The 17,103-nt window shown below is 72.2% G+C and carries 15 protein-coding genes; 3 read left to right on the top strand and 12 right to left on the bottom strand.

Going from position 1 to position 17,103, the window contains the following annotated elements:
* Nucleotides 1–147: 147 nt before the first annotated feature.
* A complete protein-coding gene (gene glnA, locus JS521_RS06240; RefSeq protein WP_030080762.1) occupies nt 148–1,557 on the bottom strand; it encodes a type I glutamate--ammonia ligase in 1,410 nt (469 codons plus the stop codon).
* 294 nt (nt 1,558–1,851) lie between these two features.
* Between glnA and JS521_RS06235 the strand changes: the two genes are divergently transcribed.
* Nucleotides 1,852–2,259, top strand: coding sequence for an RDD family protein (locus JS521_RS06235; protein ID WP_205081751.1), 408 nt, complete (start codon nt 1,852–1,854; stop codon nt 2,257–2,259).
* A 146-nt stretch (nt 2,260–2,405) separates the two neighbouring features.
* Here the strand turns inward: JS521_RS06235 and JS521_RS06230 are convergent, their stop codons facing one another.
* From JS521_RS06230 to lipB, 4 genes are all read right to left on the bottom strand, one after another.
* Nucleotides 2,406–3,113 (bottom strand): DUF4191 domain-containing protein, encoded by a 708-nt coding sequence (locus JS521_RS06230; protein WP_205081720.1) that lies wholly within the window; start codon nt 3,111–3,113, stop codon nt 2,406–2,408.
* 87 nt (nt 3,114–3,200) lie between these two features.
* A complete protein-coding gene (locus tag JS521_RS06225) occupies nt 3,201–3,401 on the bottom strand; it encodes an SCO2195 family GlnR-regulated protein (protein WP_003969591.1) in 201 nt (66 codons plus the stop codon).
* 269 nt (nt 3,402–3,670) lie between these two features.
* On the bottom strand, nt 3,671–4,648 hold the full coding sequence (gene lipA, locus JS521_RS06220) for a lipoyl synthase (RefSeq protein WP_205081719.1): 978 nt from the start codon (nt 4,646–4,648) through the stop codon (nt 3,671–3,673).
* Between the two features lie 229 nt (nt 4,649–4,877).
* Entirely contained in the window at nt 4,878–5,687 is an 810-nt protein-coding gene (gene lipB, locus JS521_RS06215; protein WP_205081718.1) for a lipoyl(octanoyl) transferase LipB, read from the bottom strand.
* Nucleotides 5,688–6,022: 335 nt separating this feature from the next.
* Between lipB and JS521_RS06210 the strand changes: the two genes are divergently transcribed.
* Entirely contained in the window at nt 6,023–7,654 is a 1,632-nt protein-coding gene (locus JS521_RS06210; RefSeq protein WP_205081717.1) for an NsdA family TPR-like regulatory protein, read from the top strand.
* Nucleotides 7,655–7,697: 43 nt separating this feature from the next.
* Here the strand turns inward: JS521_RS06210 and JS521_RS06205 are convergent, their stop codons facing one another.
* The 3 genes from JS521_RS06205 to JS521_RS06195 form a co-directional block, all read right to left on the bottom strand.
* Complete coding sequence (locus JS521_RS06205; RefSeq protein WP_205081716.1) at nt 7,698–9,146, bottom strand: FAD-dependent oxidoreductase; 1,449 nt, start codon at nt 9,144–9,146, stop codon at nt 7,698–7,700.
* A gap of 170 nt (nt 9,147–9,316) precedes the next feature.
* Nucleotides 9,317–10,063, bottom strand: coding sequence for an alpha/beta fold hydrolase (locus JS521_RS06200; RefSeq protein ID WP_205081715.1), 747 nt, complete (start codon nt 10,061–10,063; stop codon nt 9,317–9,319).
* A 111-nt stretch (nt 10,064–10,174) separates the two neighbouring features.
* Nucleotides 10,175–11,074 (bottom strand): TIGR01777 family oxidoreductase, encoded by a 900-nt coding sequence (locus JS521_RS06195; protein WP_205081714.1) that lies wholly within the window; start codon nt 11,072–11,074, stop codon nt 10,175–10,177.
* Between the two features lie 62 nt (nt 11,075–11,136).
* On the opposite strand from JS521_RS06195, the gene JS521_RS06190 reads away from it, so the two are divergent.
* Nucleotides 11,137–11,658, top strand: coding sequence for a GNAT family N-acetyltransferase (locus JS521_RS06190; RefSeq protein ID WP_205081713.1), 522 nt, complete (start codon nt 11,137–11,139; stop codon nt 11,656–11,658).
* A gap of 12 nt (nt 11,659–11,670) precedes the next feature.
* Here JS521_RS06190 and JS521_RS06185 read toward each other — a convergent pair whose 3' ends face one another.
* The 4 genes from JS521_RS06185 to JS521_RS06170 all read right to left on the bottom strand — a co-directional run bounded on the left by JS521_RS06185 (nt 11,671) and on the right by JS521_RS06170 (nt 16,923).
* On the bottom strand, nt 11,671–12,192 hold the full coding sequence (locus JS521_RS06185) for a DUF4240 domain-containing protein (protein WP_205081750.1): 522 nt from the start codon (nt 12,190–12,192) through the stop codon (nt 11,671–11,673).
* A 62-nt stretch (nt 12,193–12,254) separates the two neighbouring features.
* Nucleotides 12,255–13,238 carry a helix-turn-helix transcriptional regulator gene (locus tag JS521_RS06180; RefSeq protein ID WP_205081712.1) on the bottom strand — a complete coding sequence of 328 codons (984 nt, stop codon included), beginning with the start codon at nt 13,236–13,238 and terminating at the stop codon, nt 12,255–12,257.
* Nucleotides 13,239–13,360: 122 nt separating this feature from the next.
* Complete coding sequence (gene aceE / locus JS521_RS06175) at nt 13,361–16,033, bottom strand: pyruvate dehydrogenase (acetyl-transferring), homodimeric type (protein ID WP_205081711.1); 2,673 nt, start codon at nt 16,031–16,033, stop codon at nt 13,361–13,363.
* 266 nt (nt 16,034–16,299) lie between these two features.
* Nucleotides 16,300–16,923 carry a GntR family transcriptional regulator gene (locus JS521_RS06170; protein WP_205081710.1) on the bottom strand — a complete coding sequence of 208 codons (624 nt, stop codon included), beginning with the start codon at nt 16,921–16,923 and terminating at the stop codon, nt 16,300–16,302.
* Between the last annotated feature and the right edge of the window lie 180 nt (nt 16,924–17,103).

Raw genomic sequence — 17,103 nt, 5'->3', positions numbered from 1 at the left:
CGGGGGGCGGGGGGGCGGGCGCCCCCCCCCCGGCCCCCCCGCCCCCCCCCCCCCCCCCCCCGCGGCGCCCCCCGCGCCCCCCCCCCCCCCCGGGGGCCCCCCCCCCCCCCACGGTGTTTCGGAGCGCGGAGGCCCCGGAAGGTCTTCCTAGATGTCGAAGTACAGCTCGAACTCGTGCGGGTGCGGCCGCAGCTGGATCGGGGCGATCTCGTTCGTGCGCTTGTAGTCGATCCAGGTCTCGATCAGGTCCGACGTGAAGACGCCGCCCGCCTGGAGGTACTCGTTGTCCGCCTCCAGGGCGTCGAGCACGGCCGGGAGGGAGGTCGGGACCTGCTGGACGTTGGCGTGCTCCTCGGGAGCCAGCTCGTAGAGGTCCTTGTCGATCGGCTCGGCCGGCTCGATCTTGTTCTTCACGCCGTCCAGGCCCGCCATCAGCAGCGCGGAGAACGCGAGGTACGGGTTGGAGGACGGGTCCGGGGCGCGGAACTCGACGCGCTTGGCCTTCGGGTTCGAGCCGGTGATCGGGATGCGCATCGCGGCGGAACGGTTCCGCTGCGAGTACACCATGTTGACCGGGGCTTCGAAGCCCGGGACCAGGCGGTGGTACGAGTTCACCGTCGGGTTGGTGAAGGCCAGCAGCGACGGGGCGTGCTTCAGGATGCCGCCGATGTAGTAGCGGGCCATGTCCGAGAGGCCGGCGTAACCCTGCTCGTCGTAGAAGAGCGGCGAGCCGCCCTGCCACAGCGACTGGTGCACGTGCATGCCCGAGCCGTTGTCGCCGAAGATCGGCTTCGGCATGAAGGTCGCGGTCTTGCCGTTGCGCCAGGCGACGTTCTTCACGATGTACTTGAAGAGCATCAGGTCGTCGGCCGCGGCGAGCAGCGTGTTGAACTTGTAGTTGATCTCCGCCTGGCCGGCCGTGCCGACCTCGTGGTGCTGGCGCTCGACCTGGAGGCCGTTCTTGTCCAGCTCCAGGGAGATCTCGGCCCGCAGGTCGGCGAAGTGGTCCACCGGCGGGGCCGGGAAGTAGCCGCCCTTGTAGCGGACCTTGTAGCCGCGGTTGTTCTCGACCGCACCGGTGTTCCAGGCGCCGGCCTCGGAGTCGATGTGGTAGAAGCTCTCGTTCGCCGACGTCTGGAAGCGGACGTTGTCGAAGACGTAGAACTCGGCCTCGGGGCCGAAGTACGCGGTGTCCGCGATGCCGGTCGAGGCGAGGTAGGCCTCGGCCTTCTTGGCGATGTTGCGCGGGTCACGGCTGTACTGCTCGCCCGTGATCGGGTCGTGGATGAAGAAGTTGATGTTGACGGTCTTGTCGCGGCGGAAGGGGTCCACCCGAGCCGTCGACAGGTCCGCGCGCAGCGCCATGTCCGACTCGTGGATGGCCTGGAAGCCGCGGATCGACGAACCGTCGAAGGCCAGTTCCTCGGCCGGGTCGAAGGTCGCTGCCGGGATCGTGAAGTGCTGCATCACCCCGGGCAGGTCGCAGAACCGGACATCGATGAACTTGACGTCGTTGTCCGCTACGTACTTCTGCACTTCGTCGGCGTTCTGGAACATCCAACTCCTCCTACTCCCGGCCCGGGAGGGACGGGGTTGTAGCTCGTGGTGCGGCCAGTGCGGTGGCACACGCTGGACCCGACCATAGGCAGGCTCGATTTCTCAAGCGTGACCCATTTGTTTCGCCCAAGTTAACCGGGGCGGTGGTGGGCGGCATCTCAGCGGCGCTCTCCGCGCGGCTGTTTCAGTGCCCCGCCCGGCCGGGGCCAAACCCGGGCGCAGTACCGTGGACGGGTGGACAACAGGCAAGCAATCGGATCGTGGCTCTCGGGGCCCCGCGCGGCCGCCGAGGAGATGGGCGCCGACTTCGGCTACCGGGGCAAGGGCCTCGGGCTGCCCGAGGAGGGGCCCGGCTCGGTCGCGCCGCTCGGTCGGCGCTTCGGAGCCCTCTTCATCGACTGGACGCTCTGCATGCTGATCGCATACGGGCTCCTCGCTCGCGGTGACCAGCAGGCGGCGGGGAACTGGGCGCTCGGGATCTTCTTCGTGCTGAGCCTGCTGACCGTCGGGACGATCGGCTGCACGCCCGGGAAGCGTCTGCTGGGCGTACGCGTGGTAGCCGACGACGGCGGGCGGCTCGGGGTCGTGCGCGTTGCCGTGCGGACCGTCCTGCTCCTGCTCGTCATCCCCGCCCTGGTCTGGGACCGCGACGGGCGTGGACTGCACGACCGGCTGTCGCGTTCCGTTCAGGTCCGGATGTGACAGCGACGCCGTCAGCGGCTGCGGATGTGACAGCGACGCCGCCACCGGCCGCCTGAGAGCGCGAGGAACCCGCGAGCACGTGAAACGGGGCGGCCCCGGACCGATGACCGGTCCCGGGGCCGCCCCGTTTCACGTATATGTCGAGGTCAGCGCATCTTCCCGCCGCGCGGCATCCGCATGCCCTTCGGCATCGGGCCCTTCGGCAGCGGCATGTTGCTCATCAGGTCGCCCATCGCGCGCAGCCGGTCGTTGGTGGTGGTCACCTGCGGGCCGGTCAGGACGCGGGGGAGCTTCAGCATCTTCGTGCGGACCTTCTTCAGGGGCACCTGGCCCTCGCCGTTGCCGACGATGATGTCGTGCACCGGCACGTCCACCACGATGCGGGCCATCTTCCTCTTCTCGGACGCCAGCAGGCCCTTCACCCGGTTCGGGTTGCCCTCGGCCACCAGGACGATGCCGGCCTTGCCGACCGACCGGTGGACGACGTCCTGGCTGCGGTTCATCGCCACCGCGGGGGTGGTCGTCCAGCCGCGTCCGATCCGGTCCAGGACGGCGGCCGCAGCTCCGGGCTGGCCCTCCATCTGTCCGAAGGCCGCCCGCTCGGCGCGACGGCCGAAGATGATCGCCATCGCGAGGACGGCCAGGACGAAGCCCAGGATGCCCAGATAGACCGGGTGTCCGATCGCGAAGCCGATGCCGAGGAGGACACCGAACGTGACAATGCCGACACCCGCGACGATGAGACCGATCTTGCTGTCGGTCCGCCTGGTCATCTTGTAGGTCAGGGCGATCTGCTTGAGTCGCCCCGCGTTCTCGGCGCTGTCCGCGCCTTCAGTTTTTGCCTTCCTCGCCATGTACTGAAGTTTACGTGGCGAGAGAGCGGCCTAGGAACGTGGGAGCTACCTGGGAACGCGGTAGCTACCCGGGAACGTGGCGGCTGCCTAGGAACGGTGGTCGGCCACGGCTTCCAGGACGTGCTGGGCCTCCACCCGGTCCTTGGCGCGGCGGCGGTCCTCCAGGACGGCCGTCCAGGCGTTGCGGCGGGCGGTGCGCTGGCCGCTGCTCAGCAGCAGCGACTCGACGGCCCGCAGGGCGGTGGTGACGGACGGAAGGGCGTGGGCGCGGACCGGTGCGGCCTGCATCGTGGTGTTCCCCCTCGGAATGGATGCGCCTCGGGGCGCGGATGAGTGCGGGAAGCAGTGACGGCGGCGGCTGCTGGAGTCGCTGCCGCACGTGTACCTAGGGTCACTGCTTGGTGTTACCAGCGCATGACCGGGCGGTCAAACACCAATGAAGCCTTGATTCCGGTGCCACGCACGCCGAAGCGGTCCGTCCGCGTCCCTCACCTGCGGGGAGCGTCCGGACCGCTTCGGCTACGCGATTACTGCTCGGTAGTATCTCGTGAGCGGATTCACACGGCCGGTGCGGCCTGGGCGCTCCCGGCGGCGAGGCCGCGCGCCTCCATCGCCTGCTGGAAAAGACGGCCCGCGCGGTACGAGGACCGCACCAGCGGACCCGACATCACGCCGGAGTAGCCGATCGCGTCGGCCTCGTCCTTCAGCTCGACGAACTCCACCGGCTTCACCCAGCGCTCGACCGGGTGGTGCCGCACGGAGGGGCGCAGGTACTGCGTAATCGTGATGAGCTCGCAACCCGCGTCGTACAGGTCCTGGAGCGCCTCGCTGACTTCCTCGCGGGTCTCGCCCATACCGAGGATCAGGTTCGACTTGGTGATCAGGCCGGCCTCGCGGGCCCGCGTGATGACCTCCAGGGAACGCTCGTAACGGAAGCCGGGGCGGATCCGCTTGAAGATCCGCGGCACCGTCTCCACGTTGTGCGCGAGCACCTCGGGGCGCGAGGAGAAGACCTCGGCGAGCTGCTCGGGCTCCGCGTTGAAGTCGGGGATCAGCAGCTCGACCTTGGTCGCGCCGGCCTCCCGCTCCGCGGTGAGCGTGTGGATCTGGCGGACGGTCTCCGCGTACAGCCAGGCGCCGCCGTCCTCCAGGTCGTCGCGGGCGACGCCGGTGATGGTGGCGTAGTTCAGGTCCATCGTGACGACGGACTCGCCGACGCGGCGGGGCTCGTCACGGTCCAGCGCCTGCGGCTTGCCCGTGTCGATCTGGCAGAAGTCGCAGCGCCGGGTGCACTGGTCGCCGCCGATGAGGAAGGTCGCCTCGCGGTCCTCCCAGCACTCGAAGATGTTGGGACAGCCCGCCTCCTGGCAGACCGTGTGCAGCCCTTCGCCCTTCACCAGCTGCTGGAGCTGCTTGTACTCGGGGCCCATCTTCGCCCGCGTTTTGATCCACTCGGGCTTGCGCTCGATGGGGGTCTGGCTGTTCCGGACCTCCAGGCGCAGCATCTTGCGCCCGTCGGGTGCGACAGCGGACACTCCGGCTCCCCTTTGCTCTCTGCTGCGTTGGATTCGCGTCGGGTTCGCGTGGGATGCGCGAGCGATGCGCGAGGGAATCGCTTTGGATTCTTCGGCGAACACCAGGGTACGCCCCTACATCGAACGGCCTTACGTCTGGCCAACCTGCGGCCGACGGGGCCTATTCCCCGGCCGGTGGCTGCGGTCGGGGGTGTCTGACGGCTACTGGCCGGTACGGCCGGCCGGTCCCTCAGGCCGGGGCCGGCGCCTTCGGCCGCTCCACCTCGCGCGGTGCGAGGTCCGCGTTCTCCAGGATGTCCCGCAGGTGCTTCTCGACGACCGGCAGCACCTCCTCGATCGTGATGTCCCGGCCCAGTTCGTTGGCGAGGGACGTGACCCCGGCGTCCCGGATGCCGCACGGCACGATCCGGTCGAACCAGGTGTTGTCCGGGTTCACGTTGAGCGAGAATCCGTGCATCGTGACGCCCTTGGCGACCCGGATGCCGATCGCGGCCAGCTTGCGGTCCTCGCGGCGCTGGCCCGCGTTGGACGGGGCGTACTCCGGGCCGTTCAGCCGGGCGTCGAACTCCTCGTCCTGGAGTCTCGGGTCGAAGTCCAGCGAGAGGCCGCCCAGCGCCTGGCGCTGCTCGACCGGGTCGCCGAGCACCCAGACCCCGCTGCGGCCCTCGACCCGGGACGTCTCCACGCCGAAGTCGGCGGCCGTGAGGATCAGCGCGTCCTCCAGCCGGCGCACGTGTGCGACGACGTCGACCGGACGCGGCAGCTTCTGGATCGGATAGCCGACGAGCTGGCCCGGACCGTGCCAGGTGATCTTCCCGCCCCGGTCCACGTCGATGACCGGGGTGCCGTCGAGCGGACGTTCGTTGTCGGCCGTACGCCGTCCAGCGGTGTAGACGGGCGGGTGTTCCAGCAGCAGACAGGTGTCCGGCACCCGGTCCTCGAACCGGTCCGCGTGCACCTCGCGCTGCTTCTGCCAGGCCTCCGTGTACTCGACGGCCTGTTCGCCGAAGCCCAGACGGACGAACCGCAGCTCGCTCACCGATGCCTCCCTCTGTGGACCCCGCAGGCCCGGAGGGGTGTCCCCGGGATGACGGTGCCCTGCACTGATCGCGCCCCCATCCACTGTACGACCGTCGCCCGAACCGCCCTCCGGCAGGTGGAAAGGCTGTTCCGCGCGCACGCCGGTCGCGCACTCGTGTCACGCCGGTCGCCTATTCACGTGTCGGGCGTTTCCGTCAGCTCCGTCCGGAATCCTCACACGATCGGATGAACGTGGAGCAAAGGGTGGCGATGACCGCCCCGGCGGCCGCTAAATTCGCGCCGTTCCCATGAGGGCTGCCCGTCCGGCCCCGAAGGCAGGAGACCGTACAGCTGATGTCGGAACGACCCCCGCAGCGCACGCCCAACCGCCGCCTCGCCTCACTCATCGCGGAAGCCGGGTTCTCCCATGCCGGCCTGGCCCGCCGGGTCGATCAGCTCGGCCTCGAACACGGCCTCGACCTGCGGTACGACAAGACCTCGGTCACCCGCTGGCTGCGGGGGCAGCAGCCGCGCGGCACCACGCCCGCGCTGATCGCCGAGGTGTTCACCCGGCGGCTCGGGCGGCGGCTCTCCGCGCAGGACCTCGGGCTCGACGCCTGCGCACCCGTCTACGCGGGGCTGGAGTTCGCGGCCAGCCCCGCCGAGGCCGTCGACATCGTCAGCGGCCTCTGGCGCAAGGACTCCGGTACGCACACGGAGCTGCGCAAGATCGCCTTCACGCCCGCCGGACTCGTCGTCCCCAGCCGCGACTGGCTGATCGGCCGGGCCGACGAATGGGGGGCCCGGGACGGCGGGGCCGCCCGCCGGGCCGGGGGAGAGGCCGGAGCCCCGGGACCGGGGCGCATGGACCCGGGCCGTACGGACGGGGCGCTGCGCACCGAGGCCCGGGGCCTGCCGCGCCCGCCCGCCGGACCGCATCGGCCCACGCCCTCGGGCCCGGCCGCCACACATCCGCCCGCCGCGCACCCGCCCGCGATGCACCCGCCCGGCGCCGGGACGCACCCCGGGGCCGGAGCGCTGCCCGTGGTCCCGCGCCAGCGCCGGACGGACCGCGGCCCCGGGCAGCGGGTCGGCAGCGGGGACATCGCCGCGCTGCGCTCGGTCGGCGAGCTCTTCCGCACCCTCGACCACGCGTACGGCGGCGGCCACGCCCGGCAGGCCCTCGTGCGGTATCTGGAGCACGAGGCCGAGCCGATGCTCCGGGGCACGTACGGCGAGACCACCGGACGACGGCTGTTCGCCGCGGTCGCCGACCTGACCCGGCTGGCCGGCTGGACCTCGTACGACATCGCCGCCCACGGCCTCGCCCAGCGGTACTTCGTCCAGGCGCTGCGGCTCGCCCAGGCCGCCGGGGACCGCGGCTACGGCGCCTATGTGCTGATCACGATGAGCCGGCAGGCGGTCTACCTCGGGCACGGCAGGGAGGCCGTCCAGCTCGCCCGGGTCGCCCAGCAGGGCATCGGCTCGGCCGCCCCGCCCCTCGTCCAGGCGCTGCTGCACGCGGTCGAGGCGCGCGGCCACGGGGTGCTGGGCGAGGCGCGCTCCTGCACCGCCGCCCTGACCCGGGCCGAACACGCCCTGGAGACGGCGCGCCCCGGCGACGAGGTGCCGCACTGGGCCCGCACCTTCGACGAGGCCCAGCTCGCCGACGAGCTGGGCCACTGCCACCGCGACCTCCAGCAGTGGCGGGCCGCCGCCCAGCACGCCGAGCGCTCGCTCCAGCTGCGCGCTCCGGCGTACGCCCGCAGCAGGCTGTTCTGCCGGGTGGTCCTCGCCTCGGCCCGGCTGGGCCTGGGCGAGCTGGAGCAGGCCTGTCAGCTGGGCGCGGAGGCGGCCCAGCAGGCGGCCGAGATGCGCTCGGTGCGCGCCGCGGAGTACGTCCGCGCCTTCGAGCGCAGCCTGGAGCCGTACCGGGACGCCGTCCCCGTGCGCGGCTACCGCGACCGGGTCGCGGCTCTCGGCTGACCCCAGGACACGAGGACAGGCCGGGGCCGGCGCGGCCCGGGGCTCACGCTGCCCGGGGCAGGTTTCCCTCGTGCGCGCCCCGGACGCCCAGGTCGGTGAGGATCGCCTCCGCCGCCCGGCGGCCCGAGTGCAGCGCACCCTGGACCGTGCTGGTGTCGCGGTGGTCGCCGCACACGTAGAGACCGGCCAGCACCCGCACCGGGCGGCGCGGATCGTGCGGGGCCTCCATCGCGGGCACCGCCTCCGGGTCGTGATGGGCCGCCAGCAGCTCCCAGTCGTCCGTCGGCACGCCGTACAGCGCCGCCAACTGCGTCCGCACCGACCGGTCCAGGTCCGGCGGCGGGGTTCCGAGCACCGTCGAGGTGATCAGGGTCCGGCCCGCCGGCGCGCGCGAGGGGTCGACCTCGCTCATCACCGCGGTGTACGCCACCGGCCCCGACCGGTCGCCGTCCAGCACCAGCGACCTGCCCGTGGGCGGCGCGGCGGGCGCGGTGTGGTGAAGGACCGTCACCGAGTGGAAGGACGGCACCCGCAGCCCGGGCAGCAGCTCGGCCGCCGCCCCCGCACCGGTCGCCAGCAGCAGGGAGCGGCACCCCAGTTCACCGTGCTCCTTGGTGCGTACGGAGGTGATGTCGGCAGCCGTCACATGCACCCCGGTCCGGACCGTGCCCGGCGGCAGCGAGGCCGCCAGCAGCTCCGGCAGCGCGGCCGATCCGCCCGCCGGTACGCACAGACCGCCGCGCGCGTAGTCCCGCAGCGCGAGATCGGCGCACCGGCTCGACGTGGTGAGCGCGGGGTCGCTGAGCAGCGCGGACAGGAGCGGGCGCAGGACGCCGTCCACCGTACGGCCGGGCAGCCCGACGCCGGCCAGGGCGTCGGCCGCCGACCGCTCCGGGCGGGCCAGCAGCCGGGCGTCCGGCATGACCGCCAGCCGGTGCAGCGCCGCGCCCAGCCGGGCCCGGTCGATCGCGCCGGTCACCACGCCGCCCCGGCCGCCACCGCGCGCCGGGGCGGCCGGCTCGTACCCGTACCCGTACGCGCCCTGCGCCGAACCGGCGGCGACGGAAGCCGCAGGAGCTCCGGAAGCCGCGGAGCCCCGGAGAGCGCGGGGCGTACGCGGGGCTCGGTGGGCCCAGGGGGCGCTCGATCGGGTGCGCGCCGCTCTGAGTGCGCCCCTCGCGCTCCGTATGTCGCCGGTGAGCTGGCGGCGGCCCTCGCTGTGCACCAGGAGCCCCGGCGCGAACTCCCGCAGCTCCGGGGCGCCGAGCCCCGGCGCGTCGGTCAGCTCGGGCCAGGCGGTGCAGAGCAGTGGGCCGAGGCGGTCGAGCCGGAACCCGTCCACCGCGTCGGTGGCGAGCCGGCCGCCCACCCGGGGCGCGGCCTCCAGAACACTGACGCCGAGCCCTGCGCGGGTCAGCAGGTGGGCCGCTGACAGGCCGGCTGTTCCGGCCCCGATGATGATCACGTCTGCGTGGTGTGCCGTGCTGCGCACGTGCCCCTCCCCGAGTCGGTGCGACTGGTGGGGGGTTCTTGCCCCCAACAGGTCCCCGGAAAGCCGGAGTTCGCGTCGAGGCTAGGAGGATGGCTGATACTGGGTCAGACGCGCGCCGGGGAGCACCGGGGCACGGGGTCGCACGCGCTGCCCCGGGACCGCCGAGCGGCCTACGGCCCTTCCGGCGTGCCGGGTTCCCCGCGCTCGGTGATGCGGGTCAGCAGGCGCGCGACGGTCTCGGGGGCTTCGAGCATCATGTCGTGGCCGACCGGGACCGAGTGGATGTCCCAACCGTGGGCCCGCGCTCTGTCCAAGGACAGTTCGAGGCTGGGGAGCGGCGGCCGGGTGTGCTGGACGTAGGCCGTCGGAAGTCCGGCGAGCGGGCCGGGGCCGAAGTCGACGGCGTCCGTCTGGCAGCGCAGCGGGAAGTCGGTGAGGCGGGGCGCCACCCAGGCCCTCAGCGCCTCGTCCGTGATGCCCCACTGGGTGAGGAAGGAGGCGTCGGCGGGCAGATACCGGCCCTCGCCCTCCGTGGCGGCCAGGGCGCGGTACCGGTCCGCCGTTTCGGGCGGTTCGACATCCAGCAGACACTCGCCGGGCCGGACCACGAACGCCCCGAGGAAGGTGACCGAGGCGAGACGCCCGGCCGCCCGCTCGGCCACCGGGCCCGCCAGGACGCCGGCGTAACTGTGCAGGACCAGGTGCGCCTCGTCGAGATCCTCGTAGTGCAGGAGACCGGCCACGTCCTGCACGTGCGTGTCGACGCCGACGTCCGGGCCGAGAAGGTGACGGCGCTCGCCCTGTCCGGTCAGGCTCGGCGTGAACACCCGGTGGCCGGCCCGGGTGAGCAGGTCGCGCACGAAGCGCCAGCACCATCCACCGTGCATGGCCCCGTGGACCAGGACGTAGTCGCCCATGACATCCCACCTAGGCCCAGAGGAATCCTGCCCCTCAGTACCTTAGGTGCAGATCACCCATAGGTGGGATTCCGGACGGCTACCCCCTCGCCCGGCAGGGGACCGCCCGCCTCAGCGCAGCGCTGCGCGGATCGCCCCGTCGATGCCGGGGAAGGCGAACGAGAAGCCGGAGTCCAGCAGCTTCGCCGGGAGCACCCGCTGGCTGCCCAGCACGTCCTCCGCGAACTCCCCGAGCACCAGCTTCAGCGCGGGCGCCGGCGCGGGGAACAGCGTCGGGCGGCGCAGCACCCGGCCCATCGCGGCGGTCACCTCGGCGTTGGTGACCGGCTTCGGCCCGGTCAGGTTCACCGGCCCGGTCAGCGACTCCGTGTCCAGGATGTGGCGCAGCGCCGCGACATGGTCGTGCAGCGCGATGAAGCTCCAGAACTGGCTGCCGTCGCCCAGCTTCCCGCCCAGACCCGCCTTGAACAGCGGGAAGAGCCGGCCCCAGGCGCCGCCCTCGCGGCCGACGACCAGTCCGGTGCGGGCGTGCACGGTGCGCACGCCCGCCTCCTCGGCGGCGGCGGTGGCCGCCTCCCACTCCTCGCAGACCGAGGGCAGGAACCCGTCCCCGGCCGGGGCGCTCTCGTCCACCGCCCGGTCCCCGGTGTCCCCGTAGAAGCCGATGGCGGACCCGGAGAGCAACACCCGGGGCGGGGTGTCGAGCGAGGCGACGGCCTCGGCGACTGCCGCGGTGCCCAGCACCCGGCTGTCGCGGATCTCCCGCTTGTAGGCATCGGTCCAGCGGTGGTCGCCCACCCCGGCCCCGGCCAGATGCACGATCGCGTCGCAGCCGACGAGGCCGGCCACGTCCACGTAACTCCGCTGGGGATCCCACTCGACCTCGTCGCCGGTTCTGGCGGGCCGGCGCACCAGGCGGGCCACCTCGTGCCCGTCGGCGCGCAGCGAGCGCACCAGCGCCGCTCCGATGAGTCCGGACGATCCGCTGACGGCGATACGGGAGCTCGGCATGGGCCCATCCTGCCCCATCAAACGCCTCGAACACCGGGGACACCGCGTGACACAGTGACGCCATGGCCGCACTCACGCTCCTCCCCGTCCGCTCCGCCGTGTCCGCCGACGACGACGCGCTCGCCGAGCTCGACCGGTCCACCTGGTCGACGCTGCACGCGGTCCTGCCGAGGCCGGTGCCTCCGTACGAGCCCTTCTTCGACGAAGGGCACGGGCCGGCGGACTTCCTCGTGGTGGAGGCGGAGCAGGCGGACGGTCAGGTGGGCATCGCCGGGTACATCCGGCTCGTCCCGCCCACCCCGCTCGCCTCCAACGCCCACGTCCGCCAGATAAAGGGGCTCGCCGTGGCGACCTGGGCGGGGGGGGGGGGGGTGGGGCGGACCCTGCTGCGCGCCGCCTTCGCCGAGGCCCGCCGACAGGGCGCCAACCGGATCACGCTGCGGGTGCTCGGCCACAACACCCCCGCCCGCGCCCTGTACGCCTCCGAGGGCTTCGCCGTCGAAGGGGTGCTGCCCGGGGAGTTCTTCCTGAACGGGCGTTACGTCGACGACGTCTGCATGGGCCGCTCGCTCGGCCCCGCCTGACGGAGCCCGGGGTCAGCGCGGCCCGAAGCGGTCCCACAGCTCGGGGAAGCGGGCGGCGAGCGCCTCCTCGTCCTCGAAGTCGACCGGGGAGCCCAGCGGCTCGGCGGGCTGCGGCGGCAGCCCCAGGTCCGGCGCGACCACCCCGGTGAGCTGCTCGTACGCCTCGTCGGCCGCGTAGCCCAGCTCCTCGCCGTCCCCGTCGATCTCCTCGTCGAAGTCGTCCAGCAGCTCCGCCAGGGCGTCCGGATCGTGCAGCGCCCCCTCGAAGACCTCCCGGCCCTGGCCGATCAGCCAGCAGCGGAAGTAGTCGAACGCGTCGTCGCTCGCCCCGCCCAGCAGCACGGCCGCGGCCCCCCACAGGTCCCAGGCGTAGGCGCGGTTGTAGCGGGCCTCGAAGTGCCGGGCGAAGTCCAGCACGGAATCGGGATCGAGCTGCACCAGCCGTTCCACCAGCAGATCGGCGTGGTCCTCGGGGTCGCCCTCGGCGGCCTCGCGGGTGCTGTCGATGATCTCCCAGAATTCCGTTTCGTCCATCACGGGTCCAGCATCCAGCCTGCCGGGGGCTCCCGCACGCGCAGACGCCGAATTGAAGCCTTTCAGCGATACAACTCGCGCAGGCGTTCGGCCGCGTCGGCGAACCGCACCCGCAGCTCCTCGGGCGCCACGACCTCCAACTCCGGCCCCAGCGACAGCAGCTGGCCGAACGCCACGTCCAGCGACTCCACCGGCAGCGTGACCGTGCGCCAGCCGTCCGCACCCGGCTCCGGGGCCGCCGCGAGGGCCGCCGCGACCGCCGCCCGGTCCCCGGCGTACGTGAGCATCCGCGCCCCGCGCCCGGACACCCGTACGGTCACCTCCGTACGCAGCAGGGACCGGGCGAAGCCGGCGGCCCGCTCCGCCCAGAACCCGGGCAGATCGAACGCCTCGTCCCGCTCGAAGCGCTCCTCGGCCGCCTCCACGGCGGTGAAGCGGTCGATCCGGTAGACCCGGAAGTCCTCGCCCGCCCGGGCGCAGAGATACCAGACCCCGGCCTTGAGGACGAGACCGTACGGAGCGAGCTCCCGCGCCACCTCCGTAGCGGACTGATCCCGGCCCCCGCCCCGGCGGTAGCGGGCCCGCAGCAGCCGGTCGTCCCAGACCGCTTCGGCGATGACGGGCAGCAGTTCGGGGGTCTCCGGTTCGGAGTACCAGGAGGGCGCGTCCAGGTGGAAGCGGCGGGCGGCGGAGGACGAGGCGTCGCGCAGGGAGGGCATGAGCGCCGCCGACACCTTGAGACGGGCGGCCGACGCGGCGTCCTCCAGGCCCATCTCGCGCAGCGCGGCGGGCAGCCCGGAGAGGAACAGCGCCTCTGCCTCGTCCCGGGCGAGACCGGTCAGCCGGGTGCGGTAGCCGCCGACGAGCCGGTAGCCGCCGGCCCGGCCGCGCTCCGCGTACACCGGGACGCCCGCGTCGGACAGGGCCTGCGCGTCCCGGGTGACCGTACGCTCCGACACCTCCAGCTCGGCCGCCAGCTCGGCGGCGGTCATCGCGGGGCGGGCCTGCAGGAGCAGCACCATCTTGATCAGCCGGGCAGCGCGCATGGGCCCATTGTGGCGGCAGGGCGGGCCCGCCCCACAGCGAAACCCCCGGCCGCCGGGCAGGCGCGCTGTCGGACGCGCCCGCCCGGTGACCGGGGGTTCGGCTGGTTCCTGCGGGAGCGGGATCAGATCCCGTAGCGCTCCCGGGCCTCCTTGACCGCCGAGGCCGGAACCTCGCCGCGCTTGGCGAGCTGGGCCAGCGAGGCCACCACGATCGACTGGGCGTCGACGCCGAAGTGACGGCGGGCCGCCTCGCGGGTGTCGGAGAGGCCGAAGCCGTCCGTGCCGAGCGAGGACCAGTCCTGCTCCACCCACTGGCTGATCTGGTCCGGGACCTGGCGCATCCAGTCGCTGACCGCGAGCACCGGGCCCGGCGCGCCGGAGAGCGCCTGTGTCACGTACGGGACCTGCAGGTCACCGCGGAGCAGCGCCTCGTCGGCCGCCAGCGCGTCGCGACGCAGCTCGCCCCACGAGGTGGCGGACCAGACGTCGGCCGTGACACCCCAGTCGGCGGCCAGCAACTCCTGGGCCTCCAGGGCCCAGTGGATCGCCGTACCGGAGGCCAGCACCTGGAGGCGCGGCGCGTCCGCCTTCGCGGGCGTGCCCTCCTTGAAGCGGTACAGGCCCTTGACGATGCCCTCCTCGACGCCCTCGGGCATCGCGGGCTGGGGCTTCGGCTCGTTGTAGACCGTCAGGTAGTAGAAGACGTCCTCGGCGTCGGGGCCGTACATCCGGCGCAGACCGTCCTTGACGATCACCGCCACCTCGTACGCGAACGCCGGGTCGTAGTTGAGCGAGGCCGGGTTGGTGGCCGCGATCAGGTGCGAGTGGCCGTCCGCGTGCTGGAGGCCCTCACCCGTCAGGGTCGTACGACCGGCGGTCGCGCCGACGATGAAGCCCTTTCCGAGCTGGTCGGCGAGCTGCCACATCTGGTCGCCGGTCCGCTGCCAGCCGAACATCGAGTAGAAGATGTAGAACGGGATCATCGTCTCGCCGTGCGTCGCGTACGACGTGGCGGCGGCGATGAAGTCGGCCATGGCGCCGGCCTCGGTGATCCCCTCGTTGAGGATCTGGCCGTCCTTGGCCTCCTTGTAGTACATCAGCTGGTCGCGGTCGACCGGGTCGTACGTCTGGCCCAGCGGCGAGTAGATACCGGCCGACGGGAACAGCGACTCCATACCGAAGGTACGGGCCTCGTCCGGGACGATCGGCACCCAGCGCTTGCCGGTCTCCTTGTCCCGCATCAGGTCCTTCACCAGGCGGACGAACGCCATGGTGGTGGCCATCTCCTGCTTGCCGGACCCCTTGTACAGGGCCTTGAACGCGCGCTCCTCGGGCTGCGGCAGCGGAGCGGAGGCGTGCAGCCGGCGAGCGGGGGCGGGGCCGCCGAGGGCGGCGCGGCGCTCCTGGAGGTAGCGGACCTCGGGGGAGTCGACGCCCGGGTGGCCGTAGGGGACCAGACCGTCCTGGAAGGCGCTGTCGGGGATCGGGAGGCCGAGCAGCTCGCGCATGCCCTTGAACTCGTCGATCGACAGCTTCTTCATCTGGTGGTTGGCGTTCTTGGACTCGAAGCCCTTGCCGAGCGTGTAGCCCTTGACCGTCTGGGCCAGGATCACGGTCGGCGCGCCCTTGTGCTCCACGGCCGCCTTGTACGCCGCGTAGACCTTGCGGGCCTCGTGGCCGCCGCGCGAGGTGTAGAAACACTCGGCGATCTTCGCGTCGGTGAGCAGTTTCGCCAGCTCGACCAGGGCGGGCTCGGTGCCGAAGAAGTGCTCGCGGATGTAGGCGACGTCGCGGGTGGCGTACGTCTGGAACTGCGCGTCCGGCACCTCGCGCAGGCGGCGCAGCAGCGCACCCTGGGTGTCCAGCTGGAACAGCTCGTCCCAGGCGTTGCCCCAGAGCGTCTTGACGACGTTCCAGCCGGCCCCGCGGAACTGCGCCTCCAGCTCCTGGACCACGCGGAAGTTGGCGCGGACCGGGCCGTCGAGGCGCTGCAGGTTGCAGTTGATGACGAAGGTCAGGTTGTCGAGCTGCTCACGGGCCGCGAGGGCCAGGGCGGCGGTCGACTCGGGCTCGTCCATCTCGCCGTCGCCCAGGAACGCCCAGACGTGCGAGTTGGCGGTGTCCTTGATGGAGCGGTTGGCCAGATAGCGGTTGAAGCGCGCCTGGTAGATGGCCGAGAGCGGGCCGAGGCCCATCGACACGGTGGGGAACTCCCACAGCCAGGGCAGCCGCCGCGGGTGCGGGTAGGAGGGCAGGCCCTCGCCACCGGACTCCTGGCGGAAGTGGTCGAGCTGCTGCTCGTTGAGCCTGCCGTCGAGGAAGGCGCGGGCGTAGATGCCGGGGGAGGCGTGGCCCTGGATGTAGAGCTGGTCGCCGGAGCCGTCCCCCTCCTTGCCACGGAAGAAGTGGTTGAAGCCGGTCTCGTAGAGCCAGGCCGCCGAGGCGAAGGTGGCGATGTGGCCGCCGACCCCGTACCTGGCTCCCCGGGTCACCATCGCGGCCGCGTTCCAGCGGTTCCACGCGGTGATCTTCGACTCCATCTCCAGGTCGCCGTCGAACGCGGGCTCGGCGGCGGTGGGGATGGTGTTGAGGTAATCGGTCTCCAGCAGCTTGGGCAGCGCGAGACCGGCGCCCTCGGCGTGCTGCAGCGAGCGGCGCATCAGGTACGCGGCACGGTGCGGGCCGGCAGCCTTGGTGACGGCGTCCAGGGAGGCCGCCCATTCGGCGGTCTCCTCGGGGTCACGGTCCGGGAGCTGGTCGAGCTCGCTCGGAAGCTTTCCTACGGGGTCGGTCATGATCGCCGCCTTCCGGAGAGGAGGGGGGTGGAGAAGGCTCTATCTGGCAGGACAGAGCGATGGGGCCGGTGGGCCCGCGGATGAACTGTAAGTCGCTGATCGATGATCGATCAAAGGATTGAAGGCAAAACTTCTCGATACGAAGAAAAGTGGCATGGGGTGCCTCGAAACAGGGCACGGAGTGACGCGAAATAGGGTGCAAATAGGGCGCTGACCTGCACGGAAGAGCAGATCGCGCACCAGATGATCGGAGCCTCGCGGACAGGTCAGGCGCGCGGCGCGCAGCCCAGGACGTGCGCCTTCACCAGGGCCCCGATCTGCGGGTCCTCGGCGAGGAACGCGTCGATGAGCGCCTGGTGCTCCTCCGCGTACGACTTCTGCACCGTGCCCAGCCAGCGGATGGAGAGGGCGGTGAACACCTCGATGCCCAGACCCTCCCAGGTGTGCAGCAGCACCGCGTTCCCGGCGGCCCGCACCAGCTCCCGGTGGAAGCCGACCGTGTGCCGCACCTGCGCCTCGCCGTCGGCCAGCCGGTCCGCCTCGTACAGCGCGGCCACGTGGGGCTCCAGCGCCGAGCAGTCCTGGCCGAGGCGGGGGGCCGCCAGCTCGGCCGCGATCTGCTCCAGGCCGGCCCGGACCGGGTAGCTCTCCTCCAGGTCGGCGGCGGTCAGACTGCGGACCCGGACGCCCTTGTTGGGGGCCGACTCGATCAGCCGGAGCGTCTCCAGCTCACGCAGCGCCTCGCGCACCGGGGTCTGGCTGACCTCCAGCTCGGTGGCGATGCGGCGCTCCACGATCCGCTCACCCGGCTTCCAGCGCCCGCTGACGATCCCCTCCACGATGTGCTCGCGGATCTGTTCGCGCAGCGAGTGGACGACGGGCGGGGTCATGGAGGGCTCCTTCAGGGCAGACTGGTGCTGCCTACATCATCACGGGCGCGGCAGGTCGCCCGTGGTGTTTAGACAATACGGCGGGGGGGGGGCCCCCCCCCCCCCCGCCGCGCGCGGGGGGGGGGGGGCGGGGCGCGGATCGAAAAGCGGCGGCACGACCAAAAAAGCACCCAACCAAAA

Origin of the sequence: Streptomyces durocortorensis, from assembly GCF_016901035.1 — a bacterium.
In the GTDB taxonomy this organism is placed as follows: Bacteria; Actinomycetota; Actinomycetes; order Streptomycetales; family Streptomycetaceae; genus Streptomyces; species Streptomyces durocortorensis.
This window is presented reverse-complemented; position numbering and strand designations above follow the sequence as displayed.

What these genes read in the sequence shown, in the direction of transcription:
- glnA (WP_030080762.1), bottom strand. Translation starts at nt 1,557, where the DNA reads ATGTTCCAGAACGCCGACGAAGTGCAGAAGTACGTAGCGGACAACGAC.
- JS521_RS06235 (WP_205081751.1), top strand. Translation starts at nt 1,852, where the DNA reads ATGGGCGCCGACTTCGGCTACCGGGGCAAGGGCCTCGGGCTGCCCGAG.
- JS521_RS06230 (WP_205081720.1), bottom strand. Translation starts at nt 3,113, where the DNA reads ATGGCGAGGAAGGCAAAAACTGAAGGCGCGGACAGCGCCGAGAACGCG.
- JS521_RS06225 (WP_003969591.1), bottom strand. Translation starts at nt 3,401, where the DNA reads ATGCAGGCCGCACCGGTCCGCGCCCACGCCCTTCCGTCCGTCACCACC.
- JS521_RS06210 (WP_205081717.1), top strand. Translation starts at nt 6,023, where the DNA reads ATGTCGGAACGACCCCCGCAGCGCACGCCCAACCGCCGCCTCGCCTCA.
- JS521_RS06200 (WP_205081715.1), bottom strand. Translation starts at nt 10,063, where the DNA reads ATGGGCGACTACGTCCTGGTCCACGGGGCCATGCACGGTGGATGGTGC.
- JS521_RS06195 (WP_205081714.1), bottom strand. Translation starts at nt 11,074, where the DNA reads ATGCCGAGCTCCCGTATCGCCGTCAGCGGATCGTCCGGACTCATCGGA.
- JS521_RS06190 (WP_205081713.1), top strand. Translation starts at nt 11,137, where the DNA reads ATGGCCGCACTCACGCTCCTCCCCGTCCGCTCCGCCGTGTCCGCCGAC.
- JS521_RS06185 (WP_205081750.1), bottom strand. Translation starts at nt 12,192, where the DNA reads ATGGACGAAACGGAATTCTGGGAGATCATCGACAGCACCCGCGAGGCC.
- JS521_RS06180 (WP_205081712.1), bottom strand. Translation starts at nt 13,238, where the DNA reads ATGCGCGCTGCCCGGCTGATCAAGATGGTGCTGCTCCTGCAGGCCCGC.
- aceE (WP_205081711.1), bottom strand. Translation starts at nt 16,033, where the DNA reads ATGACCGACCCCGTAGGAAAGCTTCCGAGCGAGCTCGACCAGCTCCCG.
- JS521_RS06170 (WP_205081710.1), bottom strand. Translation starts at nt 16,923, where the DNA reads ATGACCCCGCCCGTCGTCCACTCGCTGCGCGAACAGATCCGCGAGCAC.